Origin of the sequence: Geobacillus thermoleovorans (genome assembly GCF_001610955.1) — a bacterium.
In the GTDB taxonomy this organism is placed as follows: domain Bacteria; phylum Bacillota; class Bacilli; order Bacillales; family Anoxybacillaceae; genus Geobacillus; species Geobacillus thermoleovorans.
The window spans coordinates 2,416,793-2,432,818 of sequence record NZ_CP014335.1 but is presented as its reverse complement, the minus strand read 5'-3'; the positions used below and the strand labels follow the sequence as shown (position 1 = coordinate 2,432,818).

General features: G+C 51.0%; 18 protein-coding genes and 1 pseudogene. 14 read left to right on the top strand and 5 right to left on the bottom strand.

Features of this window, described 5'->3' with window-relative positions:
* The first annotated feature begins 66 nt into the window (after positions 1 to 66).
* The 5 genes and pseudogenes from GT3570_RS12310 (at position 67) to ytvI (ending at position 5,565) form a co-directional block, all read left to right on the top strand.
* On the top strand, positions 67 to 1,560 hold the full coding sequence (locus GT3570_RS12310) for a recombinase family protein (RefSeq protein ID WP_047752759.1): 1,494 nt from the start codon (positions 67 to 69) through the stop codon (positions 1,558 to 1,560).
* Positions 1,561 to 1,588: 28 nt separating this feature from the next.
* Positions 1,589 to 1,975: pseudogene (locus GT3570_RS12305) on the top strand (sigma-70 family RNA polymerase sigma factor); the annotation flags it as partial.
* A 197-nt stretch (positions 1,976 to 2,172) separates the two neighbouring features.
* Positions 2,173 to 3,441: a cation:dicarboxylate symporter family transporter gene (locus tag GT3570_RS12300; RefSeq protein WP_011232012.1), complete on the top strand. Its 1,269-nt coding sequence runs from the start codon at positions 2,173 to 2,175 to the stop codon at positions 3,439 to 3,441.
* A gap of 406 nt (positions 3,442 to 3,847) precedes the next feature.
* Positions 3,848 to 4,459 (top strand): undecaprenyl phosphate transporter UptA, encoded by a 612-nt coding sequence (locus GT3570_RS12290; RefSeq protein ID WP_011232011.1) that lies wholly within the window; start codon positions 3,848 to 3,850, stop codon positions 4,457 to 4,459.
* An 80-nt stretch (positions 4,460 to 4,539) separates the two neighbouring features.
* A complete protein-coding gene (gene ytvI / locus GT3570_RS12285; RefSeq protein WP_015375455.1) occupies positions 4,540 to 5,565 on the top strand; it encodes a sporulation integral membrane protein YtvI in 1,026 nt (341 codons plus the stop codon).
* Positions 5,566 to 5,697: 132 nt separating this feature from the next.
* On the opposite strand, the gene motB is transcribed toward ytvI, so the two are convergent.
* The 3 genes from motB to pssA all read right to left on the bottom strand — a co-directional run bounded on the left by motB (position 5,698) and on the right by pssA (position 7,976).
* Positions 5,698 to 6,477, bottom strand: coding sequence for a flagellar motor protein MotB (gene motB, locus GT3570_RS12280; RefSeq protein ID WP_013524187.1), 780 nt, complete (start codon positions 6,475 to 6,477; stop codon positions 5,698 to 5,700).
* Positions 6,470 to 7,261 (bottom strand): flagellar motor stator protein MotA, encoded by a 792-nt coding sequence (gene motA, locus GT3570_RS12275; protein WP_011232008.1) that lies wholly within the window; start codon positions 7,259 to 7,261, stop codon positions 6,470 to 6,472. Before motA ends, motB begins: the two co-directional genes overlap by 8 nt.
* A gap of 175 nt (positions 7,262 to 7,436) precedes the next feature.
* Positions 7,437 to 7,976, bottom strand: a complete 540-nt coding sequence (gene pssA / locus GT3570_RS12270; RefSeq protein ID WP_014196390.1) for a CDP-diacylglycerol--serine O-phosphatidyltransferase — start codon at positions 7,974 to 7,976, stop codon at positions 7,437 to 7,439.
* A gap of 123 nt (positions 7,977 to 8,099) precedes the next feature.
* Between pssA and GT3570_RS12265 the strand changes: the two genes are divergently transcribed.
* Complete coding sequence (locus tag GT3570_RS12265; protein WP_062898829.1) at positions 8,100 to 8,894, top strand: phosphatidylserine decarboxylase; 795 nt, start codon at positions 8,100 to 8,102, stop codon at positions 8,892 to 8,894.
* A 36-nt stretch (positions 8,895 to 8,930) separates the two neighbouring features.
* Here the strand turns inward: GT3570_RS12265 and sda are convergent, their stop codons facing one another.
* Positions 8,931 to 9,071, bottom strand: a complete 141-nt coding sequence (gene sda, locus GT3570_RS12260; protein ID WP_008879941.1) for a sporulation histidine kinase inhibitor Sda — start codon at positions 9,069 to 9,071, stop codon at positions 8,931 to 8,933.
* 327 nt (positions 9,072 to 9,398) lie between these two features.
* Between sda and GT3570_RS12255 the strand changes: the two genes are divergently transcribed.
* From GT3570_RS12255 to GT3570_RS12220, 8 genes are read left to right on the top strand one after another with little or no spacing between them, the layout of a single operon-like run.
* Complete coding sequence (locus GT3570_RS12255; protein ID WP_011232005.1) at positions 9,399 to 9,914, top strand: YqeG family HAD IIIA-type phosphatase; 516 nt, start codon at positions 9,399 to 9,401, stop codon at positions 9,912 to 9,914.
* Between the two features lie 2 nt (positions 9,915 to 9,916).
* Positions 9,917 to 11,026 carry a ribosome biogenesis GTPase YqeH gene (yqeH, locus tag GT3570_RS12250; RefSeq protein ID WP_011232004.1) on the top strand — a complete coding sequence of 370 codons (1,110 nt, stop codon included), beginning with the start codon at positions 9,917 to 9,919 and terminating at the stop codon, positions 11,024 to 11,026.
* 22 nt (positions 11,027 to 11,048) lie between these two features.
* Positions 11,049 to 11,879, top strand: a complete 831-nt coding sequence (aroE, locus tag GT3570_RS12245) for a shikimate dehydrogenase (protein WP_062898828.1) — start codon at positions 11,049 to 11,051, stop codon at positions 11,877 to 11,879.
* Between the two features lie 3 nt (positions 11,880 to 11,882).
* Complete coding sequence (gene yhbY, locus GT3570_RS12240) at positions 11,883 to 12,176, top strand: ribosome assembly RNA-binding protein YhbY (protein WP_014196388.1); 294 nt, start codon at positions 11,883 to 11,885, stop codon at positions 12,174 to 12,176.
* 39 nt (positions 12,177 to 12,215) lie between these two features.
* Positions 12,216 to 12,866, top strand: a complete 651-nt coding sequence (locus GT3570_RS12235) for a nicotinate-nucleotide adenylyltransferase (protein WP_011232001.1) — start codon at positions 12,216 to 12,218, stop codon at positions 12,864 to 12,866.
* Complete coding sequence (gene yqeK, locus GT3570_RS12230) at positions 12,775 to 13,353, top strand: bis(5'-nucleosyl)-tetraphosphatase (symmetrical) YqeK (RefSeq protein ID WP_062898827.1); 579 nt, start codon at positions 12,775 to 12,777, stop codon at positions 13,351 to 13,353. Before GT3570_RS12235 ends, yqeK begins: the two co-directional genes overlap by 92 nt.
* Positions 13,350 to 13,706 (top strand): ribosome silencing factor, encoded by a 357-nt coding sequence (rsfS, locus tag GT3570_RS12225; RefSeq protein WP_013144688.1) that lies wholly within the window; start codon positions 13,350 to 13,352, stop codon positions 13,704 to 13,706. The genes yqeK and rsfS overlap by 4 nt, the downstream gene beginning before the upstream one ends.
* The gene (locus GT3570_RS12220) at positions 13,703 to 14,446 is read left to right on the top strand and encodes a class I SAM-dependent DNA methyltransferase (RefSeq protein WP_013144689.1); all 744 of its coding nucleotides are present in this window, start codon (positions 13,703 to 13,705) and stop codon (positions 14,444 to 14,446) included. The genes rsfS and GT3570_RS12220 overlap by 4 nt, the downstream gene beginning before the upstream one ends.
* Before the next feature lie 674 nt (positions 14,447 to 15,120).
* Here GT3570_RS12220 and comER read toward each other — a convergent pair.
* Positions 15,121 to 15,939: a late competence protein ComER gene (comER, locus tag GT3570_RS12215; RefSeq protein ID WP_020755678.1), complete on the bottom strand. Its 819-nt coding sequence runs from the start codon at positions 15,937 to 15,939 to the stop codon at positions 15,121 to 15,123.
* Positions 15,940 to 16,026: the final 87 nt, after the last annotated feature.

Here is a 16,026-nt window from a genome sequence, read left to right as displayed (position 1 = left end):
CAATTAAGGACTGCTATCATTATTTAATAAAGATATACATGTTAAGAAGGGAGATAGCCCAAAAAGATGAAGGCGATCTACGCAAGAGTATCGACGGAGGAATCAGCTCAAAAGGGGTATTCGATCGCTCACCAGATTGATGAGGCCAAGAAAAAAGCAGGAACAGACCAAGTGCTGATATATACGGATGAAGGCTACTCCGGGGAATTTTTAGAGCGCCCAGGGCTTGAAAAGCTGCGGGATGATGTAAGGAAAGGGCTTATTGAGGCCGTTATCGTTTATGATCCCGATCGCTTAGCGCGAAATCTTATGCATCAGTTGCTCATTGACGATGAGCTGCGCAAAAATAACGTTGAACTCATTTTTGTGAACGGAGAGTACGAAAATACGCCTGAAGGCAAGCTGTTTTTTTCACTCAGGGGAGCTATCGCCGAGTTCGAAAAGGCTAAGATCAGAGAGCGAACAATGGCAGGCAGGTTACGAAAAGCGAAAGAAGGCAAGATTGTCAAAGATGATAAGATTTATGGCTACGATTATGATAAACAAACGGGCCAACTTGTGATAAACGAAGAAGAAGCAGAAATTGTCCGATTTATTTTCGACAGTTTTATCGGCCAGGATCGTTTTAAAGGGATCAATGGGATTGCTCATTACCTGACGGAGAAAAAAGTGCCAACGAAAACAGGTAAAACAGTCTGGCATCGTCAAGTGGTGCGGCAAATCCTGATGAATGAAACGTATATGGGGAAAAGGCCGCAAAACAAGTGGAATACGGAGGGAATGATTGCAAACCGGTATCGCAAGGATCAGAAAGTGCCCATGACGTTGCGCCCAAAAGAGGAATGGATTTATGTCGATGTGCCTGCGATCGTTACGGAGGAACAGTTCAGGAGAGCGCAAATCCTGTTAGAACAGTCCAGGCGCCGATATGCTAAAACGACCAAGCATAAATACTTGCTGTCCGGCTTATTGCGTTGCGCCCAGTGCGGCAATACGATGACAGGGCGATATACGAAGAATTGGGGGAAGTATTATCGCGAGTATACGGACATAAAGAACACAGCAGGCGCTAAGTACAGGGGCTGCGGGATGACTGTTAGAGCGGACGAAATTGAAAAAGTTGTATGGTCTCATTTAATGGACATATTCAACAATCCCGATCGGTTACACGATTTCCAGCCTGAGAGAACAGATGGCAACTTTGAAAAAGCAGAGCTCGACAGGCTGGCGAAAGAAATTGAACGGGCCAGGAAAGGGCGTAAACGCCTGTTAAACCTTGTGACAATATCCGACGATATTGACTTAGAGGAAATCAAAGAGGAAATCCGTCGTCTGCAACAGCGGGAGAAGGATTTAACAGAGCAATACGCTCAGTTGGAACAACAATTAAGGGCACTGCAAGATACAAAACCTAGCGAGCATATATTACGTGAAGCGATAGACTTTTTCATGCGGCATAAAGATGAATTAAGCTTTGAGACAAAGCAAGCAATAGTGCGCAAAGCGATCAAAGAAATTCGTGTACTTGACAAAGATGATATTGAAATTATTTTGTTTTGATTTACATTTATTTCCGCACACTAATGACATTAAAAACGAAATCCTGATGCACCTGCGTTCATTAAAAAAAACGCGCAAAGACGTCTCGTTGCATGAGCCAATCGGCCAGGACAAAGAAGGAAACGAAATCAGCCTGCTTGATATTTTAAAAGCCGAAGGCGAAGACATCGCCGATGAAATCCACTTGAACATGGAGCTCGAACAAGTCAAGCAATATATCAGCGTGCTTGATGAGCGGGAAAAAGAGGTGATCATCAATCGCTTTGGCCTCGGTCGGCAGCGGGAAAAAACACAGCGTGAAATCGCCAAAGAGCTCGGCATCTCGAGAAGCTATGTCTCGCGCATTGAAAAACGGGCATTAATGAAAATGTTTCACGAATTTTATCGGCAGGAAAAAGAAAAACGGCGGTCATAACAAAAGCGGGTTGCTGGTGCAGCGACCCGCTTTTTCAGTAGTGGAAGAATAGAAATTATTTTAAAAAACTGAATTCTTTCATTTGTATCCTTTGATGAAGCGATTTCAATCAAAAATATTGACAGATTTTATTTTTAAAAGTAAAATAATTTTGTCGTCTTTTGTCTAAATTTGTCTAAAGGAGGCGAAAAAGCATCATGCGCAAGATCGGCTTGGCATGGCAAATTTTCATCGGCCTTATTCTCGGGATTATGGTTGGGGCCATTTTTTACGGAAGCCCTAAAGTAGCGACGTATTTGCAGCCGATCGGAGATGTTTTTCTCCGTTTAATTAAGATGATCGTCATCCCGATCGTCGTCTCGAGCTTGATTGTCGGCGTCGCCAACGTCGGTGATGTGAAAAAGCTCGGAAAGTTGGGCGGCAAAACGATCCTTTATTTTGAGATCATTACGACGATTGCCATTATCGTCGGCCTCTTGGCAGCGAACATTTTCCAACCAGGCGTCGGCGTCAATATGAAGTCGCTTGAGAAAACGGATATCCAGTCGTATGTCGATACGACGAACGAAGTGCAGCACCATTCGATGGTTGAAACATTTGTCAACATCGTGCCGAAAAACGTGTTTGAAGCGCTGTCGACCGGGAATATGCTGCCGATCATCTTCTTCTCGGTGATGTTCGGGTTGGGCGTAGCCGCGATCGGTGAAAAAGGGAAACCGGTGCTTCGCTTTTTCCAAGGCACAGCGGAAGCGATGTTTTATGTGACGAACCAAGTGATGAAGTTTGCGCCGTTTGGCGTTTTCGCCTTGATCGGCGTGACGGTGTCGAAATTCGGCGTCGCTTCGCTCCTTCCGCTCAGCAAGCTTGTTGTGCTCGTTTATGCGGTCATGGCGTTCTTCGTGTTGGTGGTGCTTGGCGCTGTGGCCAAATTGGTAGGTACAAATATTTTCCATATTATAAAAATCTTAAAGGATGAATTAGTGCTTGCCTATAGCACGTCGAGCTCGGAAACCGTGTTGCCTAAGGTTATGGAAAAAATGGAGAAATTCGGTTGTTCAAAGGCTGTAACATCCTTTGTCGTTCCGACCGGCTATTCGTTCAACTTGGATGGGTCGACGCTCTATCAGGCGCTGGCGGCTGTCTTTATCGCTCAACTGTACGGCATCGACATGCCGATTTCGCAGCAAATCTCGCTTGTGCTCGTTTTAATGGTGACGTCCAAAGGGATTGCCGGTGTCCCAGGCGTATCGTTTGTCGTCTTATTGGCGACGCTTGGCACGGTTGGCATTCCAGTTGAAGGATTGGCGTTTATCGCCGGCATCGACCGCCTTTTGGACATGGCGCGCACAGTGGTCAACGTCATCGGCAACTCGCTGGCGGCGGTTGTGATGTCGAAATGGGAAGGGCAATATAACGAAGAACAAGGAAAACAATACATCGCTGAGCTGCAGCAGCAAAGCGCCTAAGAGAAAAGTGGCTCAGATGTGTTGATTAACCAATAATAACTATGTATATAGATGCAACAAAGAAGTTTAACATATCCTTGACAGAAAAGTGGTTTGCCCATTTTCGACTGTCGAAGGCAAGCGTGTGGCTTGCCTCCGCCACGCCTTAGCGTGACGGAAGACCGAACAACGCCGCTTCACAGACCCATTCATGGGTCTGGAAGCGGCGTTGTTCGGTCACTCGACAGTCGGATGCAATGACCGGCAAAGACGAAAAATGTTCAAGCTTTAAATTGCATCTATATAGATGATCATCGACACTCGTGAAAGCGGCTGAATGATCAGCCGCTTTTCCCGTTTTGTTGGCAAGGAACGTATAGTATAATGAAAAAATGGACAAGGAAGCGAAAGACAAGGAGGAAAAACGGTGCACGAAGTCATTCAATCGATGTTTTCCTTTTTGACCAGTTTAGGCTATGTCGGCATCGCTCTCGCCTTGATGGTGGAAGTGATCCCCAGCGAGATCGTGTTGGCTTATGCCGGTTATTTGGTAGCGCGGGGGGATGTCTCATTTGCTGGGGCCGTGGCAGCTGGGACAATAGGCGGCACGGTGGCGCAGTTGTTTTTGTATTGGATGGGCTACTATGGCGGACGGCCGTTTCTAGATCAGTATGGGAAATATGTATTGATCCAGAAAAAACATTTGGATGTGGCGGAACGCTGGTTTGCGAAATTTGGCCCCGGCGTCATTTTCAGCGCCCGGTTTATCCCCGTTGTCCGCCATGCGATTTCGATCCCCGCCGGCATTGCGCGGATGAAGTGGTTGCCGTTTACGATTTACACGGTGTTGGCCATCATCCCATGGTCCATCTTGTTTATTTGGTTGGGAGAGCAGCTTGGCCAACGATGGCGGCAAATTGACGAGATGGCGGCGCCATACGTCCGACCGGCTATTGCAGCGGCGGTGGCGGTGGCGGCGATTTACATCGTTTGGCAACGACGACGCCGCGCTGCAGATGAAAACGAGCGCATGAAATAGTTGCCCGTCCGCATGCTGTCGGCTATATTTATACATGAACCATCTTTTGGCTAAATTTTTATGAAAAATGAGGGACGAACGTGAAACGTTGGATGATCATTGCGTTGCTATTCGCTGTGGGGCTATGGCTTGTGCCATACAGCGTGCCTCTTCTTTTCGCACTTGCGACCGCGCTTTTGCTCGAGCCGTCCATCCGCCGATTGCAAGAAAACTATAAGCTGAAGCGCGCGCACGCCGTCACGGCGATTTTTTCATTGTTCATCATCATTCTGGGGCTTTCCCTTTACTTTCTGGTCGTGATTTTTGTGCAACAAGTGATGGCGCTCTCGCAAAAACTGCCTTATGTGCTAAACGAAGCGACGAAAGTGCTCGACCGCCTCATTCAAACGTGGCAGTCGTATTCCAGCTCCATTCCGCAGGAAATCATCGATTCGCTTGAACGCGGCGTCAATACCGTCGAGCAAATGCTTTTGTCGTTTGCGACCAACTTGACGCAGTCGCTCGTCCATTATATTGCCGCCATTCCGGCGTTTTTGATTCATTTTTTAGTGTATTTGATCGCACTGTTTCTCATTTGCCTCGATTTGCCGCAGCTGAAGCAAGGCATGCGCCGCTATTTGTCCGAACGGACCGAACAGCGGCTTGGGATGGTCGTCGCCCAGCTGAGCAAAGCGGGGATCGGCTTTTTAAAAGCGCAGTTTTTGCTTAGTTTAATTACGTTTTTCCTCGCGCTGGCTGGCCTTTTCGTGTTGGGGGTCGACTATGCGGCGTTGATGGCGCTGGTCATCGTCGTCGTTGATATTTTGCCGATTTTAGGAACGGGTTCCGTGCTTGTTCCGTGGGGGCTCATCAGCATGGCGAACGGCAACAATACGCTTGGCATCGGGCTCATCGTGCTGTTTGTCGTCATCACCGTCGTGCGCCGGATCATTGAGCCGAAAGTGTTTTCCACCAATTTGGGCATTTCCCCGCTCGCCGCGCTCGTCAGCGTCTATCTGGGGTTTCAGCTGCTTGGCTTTATCGGGTTGTTCGTCGGGCCGGTCGTTGTCATTTTGGTTGAGGCGCTTGCCAAAGCCGGAGTCATTAAATGGACGATCAAGCTTTGATTTTTTCGAATAAAGGTCTTTGCGGACGAAGGAGGAAAAACCGGCGAACCGCCGGTTTTTCTGTTTGGACATGGAAAAGAGAGTTTTGGCAAAGCGACGGCTAAAGAAAACCGCCCGCTGAAGGCGCGGCGGTCACTGAGTGGATGTGGACGAATCATTGACGTCGGTGCGCGGCAAAATTAAAATTTCGACACGCCGGTTTTTCATCCGCCCGGCAGCGGTGGCGTTGGAGGCGATGGGCTTGTATTCGCCATACCCTTTGGCGCTGAAATAGCGCGGATCGAGTTGCTTGTTTTCAAGCAGCACTTTCATGAAATTGACGGCGCGCATGACGCTCAGCTCCCAGTTGGAAGCAAATTTCTCATTATGGATCGGCACGTTGTCCGTATGGCCGCTGATGATGATATTGCGCGGCGGGTTCATGACGAGCAAAGCGGAGATTTCCGCCGCAAGACGCCGGTCTTTCATGCGCACTTCGGCGCTGCCGGAGTCGAATAAAATATCATCCAAAATGGTAATCGCGAGCCCTTCGTCCGTCAAGGAAGTCTGCAGTTTTCCCGTCAGCTTGTTGTCGTGGATGTAGCTGTCGATTTTCGCTTTGATTTGCCCTAATTCTTCTTTTTCCTTTCCGTTTACGGCTGGGGAAGGCTGCTTTGCTTGATGCCGTCCTTCTTCGTCTTGGGCCGGTGGAGTGATCGGCTCGATCGGGCTTTGAAAGTCAAGAACACCCGTTCCGCCGGCAAAGGCGGTGCTAAAGGCGCGCGCAATTTCTTGAAACTTCTTTTGGTCGATTTGGCTGCTCGCAAACAAGACGATGAATAGGGCGAGCAATAGCGTCAATAAATCCGCGTACGGAATCAGCCATGCCTCGCTCATATGGTCGTCATGCTTGTTCTTTTTTTTCTTAGCCATTGGCCGTTTCCCCTTGCACCAGCGCTTGGCGCCGCTCGTTTTCCGGCAAGTATGAGGCGAGTTTTTGTTCGATCATGCGCGGGGCTTGTCCTTCCAAAATGGACAGCACCCCTTCAATCATGATGTAGCGCACGCGCGCCTCTTCCTTCGATTTCCGCCGCAGTTTGTTGGCAAACGGATGCCAAAGCACATAGCCGGTGAAAATGCCGAGCATCGTGGCGACAAAAGCGGCGCTGATCGCCTTGCCGAGCTCGGCGATGTTTTCCATATTGCCAAGGGCGGCAATCAGGCCGATGACGGCCCCAAGCACCCCGAGCGTCGGCGCGTACGTGCCTGCTTGGGAAAAAATCGCGGCATTCGCTTCGTGGCGCTCTTCCATGGCGACGATTTCCTCTGTCATGACATCCCGGATGAACTCTTGCGTTTGCCCATCGATTGCCATGCTGAGTCCGTTGCGCAAAAACGGGTCGTCAATGTCGTCCAATTTCGCCTCGAGCGCCAGCAGCCCTTCGCGGCGGGCGATATTCGCCCAATCGACGAACAGCGGAATCAGTTGTTCGACCGTCGGCGTCGTTGATTCCGTGAAAATGACTTTGAAAAGCTTTGGCACTTTTTTAATTTCGTGCGTCGGAAAGGCGATGACGACCGCTGCCGCCGTCCCGACGAGAATGATGAGGATGGCGGCCGGATTGATCAATACAGCAGGCGAAACGCCCTTAAAGTACATGCCCAGCCCGACGGCAATGACACCAAGGATGATGCCGATGACCGATGTTTTGTCCAAATGAATCCCCCCGCTTTTTCCATACGAACGATCTACGCCATTGGGCGTTTTTATGAAGAAACCATATTTATCATATACTGAATATAGGAGGTTGAAAAGGGAAAAAGGTGTGACATGAGACGCAAAAAGCCGCCCGCTCCATTTAGGATGACGGAAAGGGCAGCTCCGATGATCATCATATTTTTTTCAGTTTAAACGTGCCGACCATTAAAAACGATAAAATGAGCGCCAAAAACATAAACGATTGCGGCGGGAAGTACGGGATGGCTAAATAGCCGAGCGTCATCAGCACCCCGGCGGCGGTGATCGGCAGCCCCGCAAAGTAGCCGTTGTTTTCTGTGATGTTGAAGCGAGCGAGGCGGAAGGCGCCGCAAGCGATGTACAAAACGGTGAATACCGCGCCGGGCGCGCCGAACTCATGGAACAAGCCTTGGTACATCAGCAAGGCGGGAGCGACGCCGAAGGAGACGATGTCGCTCATCGAATCGAGCTGCTTGCCAAGTTCGGATTCAATGTTCATCTTGCGCGCCACAGCGCCGTCAAAGCGATCGACAAACGCTGCTAAAAAAACGAGCAGCACGCTCATATGAAGCTGCCCTTTCAGCGTAGCCAGGACGGAAAAGCCGCCAAGCGACAGGTTTGTCATCGTCAAAATGTTTGCCACGTTTGCTTTCAGCTTTTTTAACGTATAATCTAAATAGTCCGATAAGAACAAGTTTCCCCACTCCTTTTCCAACAGAAAACGCCAAAAGAAAATTCTACTACCATTATACTCATTTTGGCGGTAATATGGAAGGTAGTAACGAATGGCGATGTTGCGCTACTGGAGGGAACGTGCTTGCGAAAATGGCTTTATCGTTTGTTCATCGAGCTGACCAATCACTCGCTTTCTTCAAAGCTGCTCGCTTCGTTTGCCAAATCGCGACTCAGCGGGCTATTGATATCATCGTATGCAAAAATTTATCATATTAACCAAGACGAAATGGAAAAAAGCTTAAAAAATTATAAGACGTTGCAGCAACTGTTCGTCCGCCGGCTGAAGGCTGGGGTGAGGCCGGTCGACGCTGATGAGCATACGGTCGTCAGCCCGGTCGACGCCGTCATTGAAGACATGGGCACGATTCGAGAAAACTGCGAAATGATCGTCAAGGGAAAGCCGTATTCCATTGCAGAAATGCTCGGCAGCGTTGAAGCGGCACAACCGTATGTGAACGGGTTCTTTTTTATTCTGTATTTAAGCCCGAGTCATTATCACCGCATCCACAGCCCAATATCTGGAGTGATCGAAAAGCAGTGGGCGCTCGGCCGCAAGTCGTATCCGGTCAACCGTCTTGGCTTAAAATATGGGCGTCGGCCGCTCGAGAAAAATTACCGCCTCATCACCGAGGTCACAGCCGGCGGCAAGCGGATGGCGATCGTCAAAATCGGCGCCATGTTCGTCAACAGCATCGAGTTGACCCATACGGGAGAGCAGCTCGTGAAAGGGGAGGAGATGGCGTATTTTTCGTTCGGTTCAACGGTCGTCTTGCTGTTTGAACGCGGAAGTTTCGCCCCTGACCCGCGCATTGTTGCGCCCATGCCGATCAAAGTCGGCGAGCGGCTCGGCTATTGGTGCGAGGCGCATGAGCGCTAAGGCTTTCGGAAACAAAAAAAGCCCGAAGGCCTTCGCTTATGAGGACAGCTTAATTTTGTGGGTCAATGAACGGCGCTGGATTTCTTTTTCAATCAACTCGATGAATTCCGGGCTGAGGTTGAGTTCTTTCGCCTTGAAGTACGACTCGATCAACAGCTCGTCGGACAAATGTTTCATCGGGGGCGTCCTCCTTTTTTGGATGGAATATGCCAAACATGTCATACATATAATGGTAGGTTACTTACAATGTACCATGACTTGTGAAAGAGAACAACCGTTCTGTTATCCACAGGAAGCGGTGGATAACATGTGGAAAACATGTTTATAAAGAGTAGGAAGTGTGATGGCCAGCTTGTGTATAATGTGGGCAACAGTTATCCACAAGATGGAGAGATGCAAAATTTGTCGAAAATTTTTTCTGTTTATCATTGGCAAACTTTGTTTTGAAACAAACGATCAAATTCGCTATGATGGGAAAAGCAAATGGAAAGGCGGGTGTCCGGCATGCTTCACTACTTTTTGCCAAGCCAGTTTGCCAAGCGTGTGATCGACATTACTCCGGATGAGCTGAAACAAAAAGGGGTCAAAGGGATCATCACCGATCTGGACAATACGCTCGTTGAATGGGATCGGCCGAGCGCCACCCCGGAGCTGGCCGCATGGTTTGATGCGATGAAGCAGGCGGGCATTAAGGTCGTCATCGTATCGAATAATAATAAACAACGCGTGCAGTCGTTTGCTGAGCCGCTTGGCATCCCGTTCATCTTTGAAGCGCGCAAACCGCTGACACGCGCGTTTTTGCAGGCATTAAAGATGATGGAGCTTAAGAAAGAGGAAGTCGTCGTCATCGGCGATCAGTTGCTGACTGATGTGCTTGGGGGCAACCGGCTCGGACTGAACACGATTTTAGTCGTCCCGGTCGCCCAGACGGACGGATTATGGACGCGTTTCAATCGAAAAATGGAGCGGAGAATTTTAAAGGTGATGCGCAAAAAAGGGATGATTTACTGGGAGGAATGATCGTGGAGCCACAACTGCGTTGCATCGGCTGCGGAGCGGCCATTCAGTTTGACGATCCGAAAAAGGCGGGCTATGCGCCGAAAAGCGTGCTCGAAAAAGACGAGGAAGAAATCATTTGCCAGCGCTGCTTCCGCTTGAAACATTACAACGAAGTGCAAGACGTGCCGCTTGATGACAGCGATTTTTTAAACATGCTGCACCGCATCGGGGAATCGAAGGCGCTTGTCGTCAACATCGTTGACATTTTCGATTTCAACGGCAGCTGGATTCCTGGCTTGCCGCGGTTTGCGGCCGAGAATCCGATTTTGCTTGTCGGCAACAAGGCGGATTTATTGCCGAGGTCGGTCAAATACCCGAAGCTGCTGCGCTGGATGCGCCGCATGGCGGAAGAGCTCGGGCTGCGTCCGGTTGACGTCTGCCTTGTCAGCGCAGCGAAAGGAATTGGCATGGCGAAGGTGATGGAAGCGATCAATCGCTACCGTGAGGGCGGCGATGTCTACGTCGTCGGCTGCACGAATGTCGGCAAGTCGACGTTCATCAATCGGATCATTGAAGAGGCGACCGGCAAAGGGAATGTGATTACCACGTCATATTTCCCGGGGACGACACTCGATATGATCGAAATTCCGCTTGAGGGTGGAGCGACGCTGTATGATACGCCGGGGATCATCAACCATCACCAAATGGCGCACTTTGTTGATGCGCGCGATTTGAAGATCATTACGCCGAAGCGGGAAATCCATCCGCGCGTTTATCAGCTCAACGAAGGGCAGACGCTCTTTTTCGGAGGCTTGGCCCGCCTCGATTACATCAAAGGCGGGCGCCGCTCGTTCGTCTGCTACATGGCCAATGAGTTGACGGTTCATCGGACGAAGTTGGAAAAAGCCGACTCCCTTTATGCCAATCAGCTTGGCGATTTGCTGTCGCCGCCAAACAAACGCTATGCCGCTGAATTTCCGCCGCTTGTGCCGCGCTCGCTGTCTGTCAAAGAGCGGAAGACGGACATCGTTTTTTCCGGACTCGGCTGGGTGACGTGCAACGACCCGGGTGCCCAGCTCGTCGTCCATGCTCCAAAAGGGGTCGACGTATTTATCCGTCAATCGTTGATTTAATGGAAAGCGGGAGGGGAGAAACGTGGAAAAGGTATACGGGTTGATTGGGTTTCCCGTCGAGCACTCGCTGTCGCCGCTCATGCATAATGATGCATTCGCCCGTTTGGGCATTCCGGCGCGCTATCATTTGTTTTCCGTCGAACCGGGGCAAGTCGGGGCGGCGCTTGCTGGCGTGCGGGCGCTCGGCATCGCCGGGGTGAACGTGACGATTCCGCACAAACTGGCGGTCATTCCGTTTTTGGACGAAGTGGACGAACATGCGCGCCGCATCGGGGCGGTCAATACGATCATCAACAACGACGGCCGGCTCGTCGGCTATAATACAGACGGGCTCGGTTATGTCCAAGCGTTGGAAGAGGAAATGAACATCACCTTGGACGGCAAGCGGATTTTGCTGATCGGCGCCGGCGGCGGCGCACGCGGCATTTACTTTTCATTGCTGTCGACGGCAGCCAAGCGCATCGATATGACCAACCGGACGGTGGAAAAGGCGGAGCGGCTCGTCCGCGAAGGGGAGGATGGCCGCTCGGCGTATTTTTCACTCGCCGAGGCGGAAACGCGGCTTGACGAATACGATATTATTATCAATACCACTTCTGTCGGCATGCATCCGCGTGTCGAGGTGCAGCCGCTTTCTCTTGAACGGCTGCGCCCAGGGGTGATCGTTTCCGATATTATTTACAATCCACTGGAAACAAAATGGCTGAAAGAAGCGAAAGCCCGCGGCGCCCGTGTGCAAAACGGCGTCGGCATGCTCGTATACCAAGGGGCGCTAGCGTTCGAAAAGTGGACCGGCCAATGGCCGGATGTCAACCGGATGAAACAGCTTGTCATCGAAGCGTTAAGGAGGTAACATATGCTAACGGGAAAGCAAAAACGGTTTTTGCGCGCTCAAGCCCATCATTTGAAACCGATTTTCCAAGTCGGCAAAGGCGGCGTGACGGAAGCGATGACCGAACAAATTGCGGCGGCGCTCGAAGCGCGCGAGCTGTTGAAAGTGAGCGTTTTGCAAAACTGTGAAGAAGACCGCTGCACCGTCGCCGAGCAGCTCGCGGCTGGAACGGGGGCGGAAGTCGTGCAAGTGATCGGCAATACGATCGTCTTATACAAAGAATCGAAGGAGCATAAACAAATCGTTCTGCCTGATTGACAATGGGAGCAGCCACGGCAGGCGGCGGGAGGAAAGAAGATGGGAAAAATCGGGATTTTCGGCGGCACGTTTGATCCGCCTCATTACGGTCATTTGCTCATGGCGAATGAAGTGCTTGACGCCCTTCAGTTGTCAGAAATTTGGTTTCTGCCCAACCGCCTTCCTCCCCATAAGCAGCACGAACAAGTGACCAAAAGCGAAGACCGGCTGCGCATGCTCGAGTTGGCAGTGGCTGGCCATCCGCGCTTTCATATTGAGACGATCGAACTCGAGCGGGAAGGGCCTTCGTATACGTACGATACGATCCGGCAGCTTGTCGCGATGCATCCCAATGACGAGTTTTATTTCATCATCGGCGCCGATATGGTCGAATATTTGCCCCATTGGCACCGCATCGATGAGCTCATCGAGTTGGTGACGTTTGTTGGCGTCAAGCGGCCGGGGTTTTCCATGGAAACGCCGTATCCGGTCATCGAAGTTGAGGCGCCGCAGTTTGCCGTTTCTTCCTCGCTCATCCGCGAGCGGGTGCGGAACGGGCAGACGATTCGCTATCTTGTGCCGGAAGGCGTTAGACTTTATATTGAGGAGAAGGGGCTATATGGAGCGAGAACAGGCGTTACTGATCGTGAAACAACAGCTGACAGAGCAGCGCTACGAGCATACGCTTGGCGTTGTCGAGACCGCTGTTAAGCTCGCCAGGCAATACGGCGCCGACGCGAAAAAGGCGGAACTGGCGGCGATTTTCCACGACTATGCCAAATTCCGTCCGGTCGAGGAAATGAAACAAATCATTTTGGCGCAAAATATGCCCAACGATTTGCTTACTTACAACAGTGAGCTATGGCATGCGCCCGTTGGCGCCTATTTGGTGCAGACAGAAGTCGGCATCAACGATCCAGAGGTGCTGAATGCCATTCGCTACCATACGTCGGGAAGGGCTGGAATGACGGTGCTTGAAAAAATTATTTATTTGGCCGACTATATGGAACCAGGGCGCCGCTTCCCGGGCGTTGACGACGTACGGCGCTTGGCGGAAGAAGACCTCAACCGGGCGCTGTTGCAGGCGGTGAAAAATACGATCGCGTTTTTGCTTGAGAAGCGCCAGCTCATTTATCCAGATACGATTCATGCGTACAATTCACTCATGCGTGAAGTGAAGGGGGAAGCAAAACGGTGACGGAACAAGAGGCGTTGCAGCTTGTCGTCCGCGCGGCGGATGATAAAAAGGCGGAAAACATTGTCGTCTTGAACATGAAAGGCATTTCGCTTGTCGCCGATTATTTTGTCATTTGCCATGGCAATTCGGACAAACAAGTGCAGGCCATCGCCCGCGAAATTCAAGACCAAGCGGAAGAACACGGCTTAGCGGTGAAGAGGGTTGAAGGATTCCAGGAGGCGAAATGGGTGCTTGTCGATTTGGGCGACATCGTTGTGCATGTTTTTGCCAAAGAGGAGCGCGAGTATTACAACCTCGAACGGCTTTGGGGGGACGCCCCGACGGAAGACGTCGCGGCTGTGCTGCAGCCATGACCTATGCTCGTTTCGCCGATTGGTACGATGCGCTCATGGCCGAGGCGCCGTATGATGCATGGCAATCGTTTGTGGAACGGGCATTCGCCCAATACACCAAACGGCCGGGGAGACGGGTCATTGACATCGGCTGCGGGACGGGAGAGCTTGCCATCCGCCTCGCCAAGGCCGGATGGCAAGTATCCGGCGTTGATCTCTCTGAACATATGCTCGCCGTCGCCCAGGCGAAAGCCGAAGCGGCGGGAGTGGAGGTGCCGTTTTTCGAACAAAACATGGCGGAGCTCGACGGGTTTTCTGATCTCGATGGCGCCTTCCTGTTTTGCGATGCTCTCAACTATTTAACGGATGAAGAGGATGTGAAGCGGACGTTCGCCGCCGTCTCCCGCGCCCTTGGCGGCGGCGGGCTGCTTTTGTTTGATGTCCATTCGGTCTACAAAATGGACGTCCTGTTCCGCGACGCCGTGTTTGCGGACCAGGATGACGACCTCAGCTACATATGGACGTGCCATCCGCTTGACTGGCCGCACAGCGTCGGGCATGAATTAACCTTTTTCGTCCGCCGCGGCGATCTTTATGAGCGCTATGACGAATGGCATGAACAGCGCACGTTCGAGCGCGCTGTCTATGAGCGATGGCTCGATTCCGCTGGCTTTGAGGTGCTCGAAGTGACCGCCGATTTCACCAATGCGCCCCCGACCGAGACGGCGGAACGGTTGTTTTTCATCGCGCGAAAGCGGTGAGGGGCGTGTGGTGAGGGACCTTAGCAGCCAAAAAAGATGCTGTTGCAAGAGGTTGATGGAACATCACTGAAAGTGGGGAAAGAAAAAAGAGCCGGAGGGGCTCTTTTTTTATGCGCATGTGGAAAAGAAGGGGGGGAATGTATGGCCAAACGTTGCGATCGACGCGATTGACGGCTGGGAAATTGAAAAAGATGTGTGAGTTAGAAGGATTATGAAGATATTGGTCGAAATAAATAAATATAAGGCAAATGTCCTAAGAGAAAATGTCTGATGGGGGTCGAATTGAAAATGAATGATGTTTATGCTCATACGCCACGGGAATTTTGAAATAGAAGACATGCCAAGCCCAAAGAGGATCGTATCGAACAGCAATGGAAACAGCACGGTTCTTATTGGCTCAACGCCATCCCAATGATTTACATAATCCGAATATATTTCAGGAATATTTCCTCTATCTTGCCGCACATATCATCGGCATTTTGTATTGCACCCATCCAAAAGGGATGGGTGAGGATTGAAACATCAATATCTCCTCGCAAATGCCGGGCTAATAATCGATTGCACCCAGCCAAAAGGCTGGGTGAGGATTGCAACATTATCTCCTAGCTGAAGGTTCAAGGGATATCTTTTTTGCAAAACAAAGCAGGAATTTCCCTTTCTGCGTCGAATGAAACCTATGAAAATTGTTGCTTCACCTTCTCCACATCTTCTTTAAACTTCTCATGTGTTTTCGCCAGCACTTCTTCAAAGACGCCGTTCATTCGTTGTTCCAACACAGCGATTCCTTCCCCGGTAATGCCGCCTTTGACGCATACTTTTTCCTGCAACGTTGGCAATGTGTACAGATTCCGCTTGAGCAGTTCCCCAAGACCGATGATCATATCGGTCGCCAGCATCGTCGCCTGTTCCTTCGTGATGGCGGTTTTGGCCGCTGCGGCGTCGATGAAGCGCTGAAGCAAATAGCTGAAAAACGCCGGGCCGCAGCTTGAGATGTCGGAGGCGACGCGGGTGATGGCCTCGTCGATGTACACCGGCGAGGCGATGCGCCGGAGAAGATCATCGATCGTTTGCCGGCAGGCGGTCGAACAGCGTGATCCGAAGGTGACAAGGATGCTGCCGGAGAGCGCCCGGTTTGCAATGCTCGGAATGGCGCGCACGACTTGGCAAGGGACGGCTGCTTCAAGCTGTTTTACGCTGATCGGGCTTGTGATCGACACAAGGCAATGCTCCCTTGTCCAGTGCGGGGCCAGTTGCTGCAATAATGGATGGATGTCGAGTGGCTTGACGCATAAAAAAACGAGACTGGATTGTTTGACGACTTCAGCCGCGTTGGCAGCCACCGTGATGCCGGGATATGTGCGTTGTATCGCGAACGCTTTCGCAAGCGTACGGTTCGTTATGACGAGCTGATCCGCTTTCACGGCGCCGGAGTCGAGGAACGCTTCGATTAAGATGGTGCCCATATTCCCCGTGCCGATAACGCCGATGTTCATGCATTGTCCCCCCTCCCGGTTTTGGTTTGCCGGAACTCTCTTTTTCGATATGTATGAGAAAAAGGCTCGGTTTATGACTGGAGATGG

Bases quoted from the DNA above. Each gene is read 5' to 3' on its own strand.
- motB (WP_013524187.1), bottom strand. From the start codon at position 6,477: ATGGCTAAGAAAAAAAAGAACAAGCATGACGACCATATGAGCGAGGCA.
- GT3570_RS12300 (WP_011232012.1), top strand. From the start codon at position 2,173: ATGCGCAAGATCGGCTTGGCATGGCAAATTTTCATCGGCCTTATTCTC.
- sda (WP_008879941.1), bottom strand. From the start codon at position 9,071: ATGAAACATTTGTCCGACGAGCTGTTGATCGAGTCGTACTTCAAGGCG.
- GT3570_RS12310 (WP_047752759.1), top strand. From the start codon at position 67: ATGAAGGCGATCTACGCAAGAGTATCGACGGAGGAATCAGCTCAAAAG.
- GT3570_RS12255 (WP_011232005.1), top strand. From the start codon at position 9,399: ATGCTTCACTACTTTTTGCCAAGCCAGTTTGCCAAGCGTGTGATCGAC.
- yqeK (WP_062898827.1), top strand. From the start codon at position 12,775: ATGGAGCGAGAACAGGCGTTACTGATCGTGAAACAACAGCTGACAGAG.
- GT3570_RS12220 (WP_013144689.1), top strand. From the start codon at position 13,703: ATGACCTATGCTCGTTTCGCCGATTGGTACGATGCGCTCATGGCCGAG.
- yhbY (WP_014196388.1), top strand. From the start codon at position 11,883: ATGCTAACGGGAAAGCAAAAACGGTTTTTGCGCGCTCAAGCCCATCAT.
- comER (WP_020755678.1), bottom strand. From the start codon at position 15,939: ATGAACATCGGCGTTATCGGCACGGGGAATATGGGCACCATCTTAATC.
- GT3570_RS12235 (WP_011232001.1), top strand. From the start codon at position 12,216: ATGGGAAAAATCGGGATTTTCGGCGGCACGTTTGATCCGCCTCATTAC.